Raw genomic sequence first — 7,846 nt, forward strand, 5'->3', positions numbered from 1 at the left:
CATGCCGCCCCATCGTGGGCGCGGCATGGGCATGCGTCGCATCCGGCGGATTCATTTCGTGGGTATCGGCGGAGCCGGCATGTGTGGCATCGCCGAAGTGCTTGCCAACGAGGGCTACCGGGTCAGCGGCAGTGATATCAAGGCTTCGCCCGTGGTGGCTCGACTCGTCGGCCTGGGCATCCCCGTGGCCATCGGTCATGACGCCGACAACGTAGTGGATGCCGACGTGGTGGTGGTCTCAACGGCGGTGGACGAGACCAACCCCGAAATTCGCTGGGCCCATGAACACCGCGTGCCGGTAGTGCGTCGCGCCGAGATGCTCGCCGAGCTGATGCGTTTTCGCCACGGTATCGCCGTGGCCGGTACCCACGGCAAGACGACCACGACCAGTCTTACCGCGACCCTGCTGGGCGAAGGCGGTCTCGATCCGACCTTCGTGATCGGCGGCAAGCTGACCAGTGCCGGTGCCAATGCGCGCCTCGGCGAGGGTGACTACCTGGTGGCCGAGGCCGACGAATCCGATGCCTCCTTCCTGCACCTGCAACCCATGGTGGCAGTGGTCACCAATATCGACGCCGATCACATGAGCACTTATGGCGGCGATTTCGAGCGCCTCAAGGGTACCTTCATCGAGTTCCTGCACAACCTGCCGTTCTATGGGCTGGCGATCCTGTGCATCGACGATGACCAAGTGCGGGGGCTTCGCGAGCGGCTGCATCGGCAGTTCGTCACCTACGGCTTCAGCGAGGATGCCGACTACCGCATCAGCGACTTCGTCCAGCAGGGCGGCGAGATCCGCTTCACCGCCGAGCGCCCCGACGGTCTGGCGCCATTGCCGGTACGCTTGTCCATGCCGGGGCGGCACAACGCCCTCAACGCACTGGCGGCGATCGCCATCGCCAGCGATGCCGGCGTCGACGATTCCGCCATCCAGCGCGGCCTGGCGGGGTTTGCCGGGGTAGGGCGACGCTTCCAGGTGCATGGCCACTTCGCGCCACCGACAGGCGAGGGCGAGGTGATGCTGGTCGATGACTATGGCCACCATCCGAGGGAAGTGGCGATGGTCATTCGTGCCGTGCGTGCGGGGTGGCCTCAGCGGCGCCTGGTGATGTTATACCAGCCGCACCGCTTCACGCGCACGCGTGATCTGTACGAGGATTTCGTGCAGGTGCTTTCCGAGGTCGACACCCTGTTGCTGCTGGATGTCTACAGCGCTGGCGAGGCGCCGATCCCCGGTGCGGATGCCCGGGCGTTGGCAGGTTCGCTGCGACAGCGCGGTGAAGTCGATCCGATATTCGTGCAAGACAAGACGGAGCTGCCGGCACTGCTGGCGCGGGTGTTGCGCGATGGCGACATCCTGATCACCCAGGGCGCCGGCGATGTGGGCGGCATCGCCCAGGGGCTGGCGGAAAGCCGTCTGCAGTTCAGTGAGGTGACGCCATGACTGCACGAGCCTATGGGCGCGTCGCCGTCCTCTATGGGGGCCACTCCGCAGAGCGCGAGGTGTCACTGAAGAGCGGTGCGGCAGTATTGTCGGCGCTCGAGCGTCAGGGTGTCGATGCCGTGGGTTACGATCCGGCGAAAGGCGGACTCTCCGGTCTGGAAACCCTGGCTCCCGACCGGGTCTTTATCGCCCTCCACGGCCGCGGTGGTGAGGACGGCACCCTGCAAGGCGCCCTGGAACTGCTGGGCATTCCCTATACCGGTAGTGGGGTGCTGGCCTCGGCACTGGGCATGGACAAGCAGCGCACCAAGTTCGTTTGGCAGGCATTGGGTCTGCCCACGCCGGCTGCGCGGTTGCTCGAGGCCGACGCCGACTGGGATGCCGTGGTGGCCGAACTCGGCCTGCCGCTGATCGTCAAGCCGGTGCATGAGGGCTCGACGCTGGGCATCAGTATCGTCGATGGCCGCGATGCGTTGGAGGCCGCCTATCACGAGGCGGCGCGTTTCGATGCGAAGGTGATGGCCGAGCGATTCGTCGCCGGCAAGGAATACACGGTGTCGCTGCTCGGTGACACCATTCTGCCAGCCATTCGCGTCGAGGTTCCCGGCGGTTTCTACGATTACGAGGCCAAGTACGTCTCCAACGAGACTCTCTACCATCTGCCTTGTGGCTTGTCATCGGCCGATGAAGCCACCCTAGGCGAACTGTGCCGCGATGCCTTCGAAGCCATTGGCGGAGAGGGTTGGGGACGGATCGATGCAATGCGCGATGAACGCGGCGGCTTTTGGCTGTTGGAGGTCAATACCGTACCGGGCATGACCGACCATAGCCTGGTGCCCCAGTCGGCGGCGCATGCCGGCCTCGATTTCGATGCCCTGGTGCTGCGCATTCTGGATACTACGCTGGGCTTGCCGAAGCGATGAGATTGCGCGGCTCGCTGGTGGGTGCGGTGCTGTTGCTGCTGGTGCTGGTTGCCGGTGGGCGTGCGCTGTGGCTATGGCTCGATCGCCCCATCGAACGGGTTTCGATTCGCGGCGAATTGAACCACGTCACGGCCGATTACTTGCGCCGTCAGCTGGCCCCGCTGGTCGACGACCGGACGTGGCTGTCGATTTCCCTACCCGAACTACGGCGGCAGGCCCGCGAAATCGGCTGGCTCGCCGAAGTGCGGGTGTCGCGAGAGTGGCCTTATGGGCTGGCCTTCGAACTGGGCGAACAGCAGCCGGTGGCGCGATGGAACGACGATCTTCTGCTCAACCCTCAGGGCGAGCCGTTCGACCCCGAGCCGGTAGTGGCTGCAGCGGACCTGCCAGATCTCGCCGGGCCGAGCGGCAGCAGCGCCGAGGTGCTTGCCTACCATGAGCGTCTGGAGGGCCGCTTTGCCGAGTTGGGTCTGAGCATCAGCCAGCTGCGGCTCGAAGCACGCGGGGCCTGGCGCCTTCAGCTCGATGATAGTATCTGGGTGATGCTGGGGCGTAATGATCGCGATGCCAGGCTGGGACGACTCGCTGCGGCTTGGCGGCGACAGCTCGGAAGCGCGATGTCGCACATTCGCTACATCGACCTGCGCTATCCCAACGGGGTCGCAGTCGCCTGGCACGGTGAAACGGATAGCGATCAGGCAACGCTTTCTTCACGCGAAGAGGAGTGATTATTCCCGGATCGCCCCGCCAGACGGCGAGTTCGGGTGTTTCTTTTGGCAAGATTTCCCCGTATCGTGATGTCTCTTTTTGGCATTGGGCTGGTGATTTAACGTCTGTTGTTTCTATAATGGACCTAACAGTCATTTCAGCGATAATAGAAATCCCCTACGGGTCAAGTTCTAGGAGTGTCCCCGGCACATGGCAGTCACCTCCAACGCATCCAACATGGTAGTCGGGCTGGATATCGGAACATCCAAGGTGGTGGCTATCGTGGGCCAACCGACCGATGATGGCGGTATCGAGATTGCGGGTATCGGCTCCCACCCTTCACGCGGCATGAAGAAAGGCGTGGTGATCAACATCGAGTCGACCGTACAATCGATCCAGCGTGCCGTGGAAGAAGCCGAACTGATGGCAGGATGCGATATCCATTCCGTCTATGTTGGCGTGGCGGGCAGTCATATCAGTTCCATGAATTCCGATGGCGTCGTGGCCATCAAGGATCGCGAAGTCACTCCCTCCGACATCGAGCGCGTCATCGACTCGGCACGTGCTCGAGCCATTTCGGAAGGGCAGCGCGTATTGCACGTGCTGCCCCAGGAGTTTTCCATCGATACTCAGGGGGGGATCCGCGAGCCGCTGGGCATGTCGGGCGTGCGTCTCGAGGCGCGGGTCCATCTGGTGACTGCGGCTCTCAACGCCGTGCAAAACATCGACAAGTGCGTACGGCGCTGCGGTCTGGAAGTCGATGCGGTCATCCTGGAGCAGCTTGCTTCCAGCATGTCGGTGCTTACCGAGGATGAGCGCGAACTGGGCGTGTGCATGGTGGACATCGGTGGGGGGACCACCGACATCGCCGTCTTCACCGAAGGGGCCATCCGCCATACGGCCGTGATTCCCATCGCCGGCGACCAGGTCACCAATGACATTGCCATGGCGCTGCGCACGCCGACCCAGTACGCCGAAGAGATCAAGGTCAAGTATGCTTGCGCGCTGACTCAGCTGGCGGCCAGCGACGAAATGATCAAAGTGCCGAGCGTCGGCGACCGGCCGGCCCGCGATCTGTCTCGCCAGGCCCTGGCCGAGGTGGTCGAGCCGCGCTACGAGGAACTGTTCACGCTGATCCGCGATGAGCTTCGGCGCAGCGGCTTCGAGGATCTGGTCGCTGCCGGTGTCGTCCTGACCGGCGGCACTTCGCGGATGGAAGGAGTGGTGGAACTGGCGGAGGAGATTTTCCACATGCCCGTGCGCATCGCTTCACCGCACAATGTGCGTGGACTGGCCGACGTGGTGCGCAACCCGATTTATTCTACCGGCGTCGGTTTGCTACATTACGCCTTACAGCAAGAGGGTCGGCATGGGGCAGGCCGCCAGGGCAGGGTGGTGACGGCGCAACCCAGGCGTGAAGACGTCTCCCGGCGTGGCACGAAGGAAGGGATTCCGGCGCTGGCAAAGATCAAGGGCTGGTTGAAAGGAAATTTCTGACAGGGCCGCGGCGCGGTCCAGGAGACGGGGCTTATGTTCGAACTGGTAGATAGCGCACCCTCGAGCAGTGCGGTCATCAAGGTAGTCGGCGTGGGCGGTGGCGGTGGCAATGCCGTCAATCACATGGTCGAAAGTTGCATCGAAGGCGTCGAGTTCATCTGCGCCAACACCGATGCCCAGGCGCTCAAGCGCGTGGCGGCCAAAACCGTCCTCCAGCTCGGCAACGACATCACCAAAGGGCTCGGCGCTGGCGCCAATCCCGATGTGGGACGTCAGGCGGCCATGGAGGATCGCGAACGCATCGCCGAACTGATCAGCGGTGCCGACATGGTGTTCATCACCGCCGGCATGGGCGGCGGCACCGGCACAGGCGGCGCCCCGGTGGTGGCTCAAGTGGCCAAGGAGCTGGGGATTCTCACCGTCGCAGTGGTCACGCGACCGTTCCCGTTCGAAGGCCCCAAGCGCATGCGCGTGGCCGAAGAGGGCATGAAGGAGCTCTCCGAGCACGTCGACTCCCTGATCACCATTCCCAACGAGAAGCTGCTATCGGTACTGGGCAAGAACGCCAGTCTGCTCAATGCCTTCAGCGCTGCCAACGACGTGCTGCTCGGTGCCGTACAGGGCATCGCCGAACTGATCACCAGCCCCGGCATCATCAACGTCGACTTTGCCGACGTGCGTACCGTGATGTCCGAGATGGGCATGGCGATGATGGGAACCGGCGGTGCCACTGGCGAGAATCGTGCCCGGGAGGCGGCCGAGAAGGCCATCCGTAGCCCGCTTCTGGAAGATATCGACCTGCACGGCGCGCGCGGCATCCTGGTCAACATCACTGCCGGCCCGGATCTTTCCATCGGCGAGTTCAATGACGTGGGTGCCACCGTTCAGGAGTTTGCGTCACAGGATGCGACCATCGTGGTCGGCACTTCCATCGACATGGAGATGACCGACGAACTGCGGGTCACCGTCGTGGCGGCGGGCCTCGAGGGGCGTCAGCAAAAGTCGACCGGGCGTGAATCCACCCAGCGCGTCGAGGGGCGCGACTACCGCAAGCCCCAGCCGCAACCCGCGGCGATGCGCCAGCAGACGACAGCGGCCAAGGCCGAGCCTCAGGAGGCGCCCAAGCCGCAGGCCGAAAAGCGCCGCTCGCCACAGGAACTTGATGACTATCTCGACATCCCGGCCTTCCTGCGGCGGCAGGCCGATTGAGGGCTCTATCGTTCGATTGGGCGGGTCAGGCGATGTTTTTTTGTTGAAACGTGCGTTCGGTGTTATAGTGAACGGCGTTTGATAACTTACAACGGCCTGGCTTCTGCCCATGATCAGACAACGCACTCTGCAAAATACCATCCGTGCCACTGGCGTCGGTCTCCATTCCGGCAAGAAGGTCTACCTGGCTTTGCGCCCGGCACCGGTCAACACGGGCATCGTTTTCGTGCGTACCGACCTCGAACCCGAGGTGCAGTTGCCGGCGGATGCGGCCCTGGTGACCGACACGACGCTATGCACCGCGCTGTCCCGTGACGGCGTCAAGGTGGCGACGGTCGAGCACCTGATGTCGGCCCTCGCCGGGCTCGGCATCGACAATGCCTTCGTGGACGTCAGCGCTCCGGAAGTACCGATCATGGATGGCAGCGCAGCCCCTTTCGTCTTCCTCATCCAGTCGGCAGGCATTGCCGAGCAAGCCGCTCCGAAGCAGTTCATCCGCATCAAGCGTGAGGTAGTGGTGCGCGACGAGGACAAGGAGGCGCGTTTCCTGCCCCATCAGGGGTTCAAGGTCTCCTTCACGATCGACTTCGACCATCCCGTGTTCGAACAGCAGAAGCAGACGGCCGTGGTCGATTTCTCGACGACGTCTTTCGTCAAGGAAGTCGCCCGAGCGCGTACCTTCGGCTTCATGCGCGACCTCGAATATCTGCGCGCCAACGACCTGGCGCTGGGTGGCAGTCTCGACAATGCCATCGTGGTCGACGATTACCGCATCGTGAACGAAGGCGGCTTGCGCTACGACGATGAATTCGTCAAGCACAAGGTGCTCGATGCCATCGGCGATCTCTACCAGCTTGGCTATAGCCTGATCGGGGAATTCCGGGGCATCAAGTCGGGGCATTCCCTCAACAACCAGCTGTGCCGGGCCCTGCTCGATCAGCCGGATGCCTACGAGATCGTCACCTTCGAGAATGAGCGTCAGCTGGCTCCCATCTCTTATGCGGCGCCTGCCATGGCCTGACGCTCTGCCAGCGTGTCTTCAAGCTCCTCTCGACGCCCCGCTTGCGGGGCGTCGGTCGTGTAGGGGCTCAGCGAAACCAGGCTTTCATCGTGTCGGTAATGCTGCGCAGTTCTTCGGGCGAGGTGACATAGGCCGGCATGGTGTACAACCAGCGGCCGATGGGGCGAAGCCACACGCCCTGGCTGCGTGCCCAGTCGCCCACGCCGGTGAGTTCCTCGGCCGCTCGGGTCTCGATCACGGCGGTGGCGCCGAGCACTCGTACATCGACCACCGCCGGATGCGCGCGCAGGTCCGGGTCTTCCAGCAACTCATGGCTGAGCACGCGATTGAGCGCAGCGATCCTGCCCAGGTAATCCTCCTCCTCGAACACCGCCAGGCTCTCCAGGGCCACCCGGCAGGCCAGCGGGTTGCCCATGAAGGTCGGCCCGTGCATGAAGGCGTGATCGGGGCCGTCGCCGATGAAGGCATCGTGCACCCGGTCCGTGGCCAACGTGGCCGCATGGCCGAGATAGCCGCCGGTGAGCCCCTTTGAGAGCACCAGGATGTCCGGGGCGACTTGGGCATGATCGCTGGCGAACAGCTTGCCCGTACGCCCGAAGCCGGTGGCCACTTCGTCGAATACCAGCAATACGTCGAACTCGTCGCAGAGCGCCCTAGCGCCAGCCAGGTAGTGAGGCGAGGTCATGTTGAGCCCGCCGGCAGCCTGCAGAAGGGGCTCCATGAGCAGCGCGGCGATCTCTTGGTGGTGTGTCTCCAGTACCTTGCGCAGAGCGGCCAGGTCCGCCGCCACCGCTGCCGGCTCGGCATCGAAGGGAGCCGTGGGCGCCGGGGCGAAGCGGTGGCGTGGCAGGTAGCCGGCGAACAGCGCGTGCATGCCCTCTTCGGGGTCGCACACCGCCATGCAGCCGGCGGTGTCACCGTAAACGATCCAGTAACCCCACCTGTTGCGATGTGAGTCAGCCCGGTAGAGTGTCTTTCCAGTGCCACGGCAGCAGCGTGTCGAGGTCGTCATCTTCGCCAAGCCTCGGCAGAGTCTCGAACACG

7 protein-coding genes are annotated in these 7,846 nt (G+C 63.7%); 6 read left to right on the forward strand and 1 reads right to left on the reverse strand.

Going from position 1 to position 7,846, the window contains the following annotated elements:
* Position 1: 1 nt before the first annotated feature.
* The 6 genes from murC to lpxC all read left to right on the forward strand — a co-directional run bounded on the left by murC (position 2) and on the right by lpxC (position 6,802).
* Positions 2 to 1,444, forward strand: coding sequence for a UDP-N-acetylmuramate--L-alanine ligase (gene murC, locus GFD32_RS02405; RefSeq protein ID WP_163574981.1), 1,443 nt, complete (start codon positions 2 to 4; stop codon positions 1,442 to 1,444).
* Positions 1,441 to 2,367 (forward strand): D-alanine--D-alanine ligase, encoded by a 927-nt coding sequence (locus GFD32_RS02410; RefSeq protein ID WP_163574961.1) that lies wholly within the window; start codon positions 1,441 to 1,443, stop codon positions 2,365 to 2,367. Before murC ends, GFD32_RS02410 begins: the two co-directional genes overlap by 4 nt.
* The gene (locus GFD32_RS02415; protein ID WP_163574963.1) at positions 2,364 to 3,095 is read left to right on the forward strand and encodes a cell division protein FtsQ/DivIB; all 732 of its coding nucleotides are present in this window, start codon (positions 2,364 to 2,366) and stop codon (positions 3,093 to 3,095) included. Before GFD32_RS02410 ends, GFD32_RS02415 begins: the two co-directional genes overlap by 4 nt.
* Positions 3,096 to 3,285: 190 nt before the next feature.
* On the forward strand, positions 3,286 to 4,572 hold the full coding sequence (gene ftsA / locus GFD32_RS02420; RefSeq protein WP_089686343.1) for a cell division protein FtsA: 1,287 nt from the start codon (positions 3,286 to 3,288) through the stop codon (positions 4,570 to 4,572).
* A 33-nt stretch (positions 4,573 to 4,605) separates the two neighbouring features.
* Positions 4,606 to 5,781: a cell division protein FtsZ gene (ftsZ, locus tag GFD32_RS02425; RefSeq protein WP_163574965.1), complete on the forward strand. Its 1,176-nt coding sequence runs from the start codon at positions 4,606 to 4,608 to the stop codon at positions 5,779 to 5,781.
* Between the two features lie 109 nt (positions 5,782 to 5,890).
* Entirely contained in the window at positions 5,891 to 6,802 is a 912-nt protein-coding gene (gene lpxC / locus GFD32_RS02430; RefSeq protein WP_163574967.1) for a UDP-3-O-acyl-N-acetylglucosamine deacetylase, read from the forward strand.
* 67 nt (positions 6,803 to 6,869) lie between these two features.
* Here lpxC and GFD32_RS02435 read toward each other — a convergent pair.
* Positions 6,870 to 7,846: aminotransferase class III-fold pyridoxal phosphate-dependent enzyme (locus GFD32_RS02435; RefSeq protein WP_163574968.1), on the reverse strand; the 977-nt coding region annotated here is incomplete at its 5' end.

The sequence above is a fragment of the Halomonas faecis genome, from assembly GCF_010993975.1.
In the GTDB taxonomy this organism is placed as follows: domain Bacteria; phylum Pseudomonadota; class Gammaproteobacteria; order Pseudomonadales; family Halomonadaceae; genus Halomonas; species Halomonas faecis.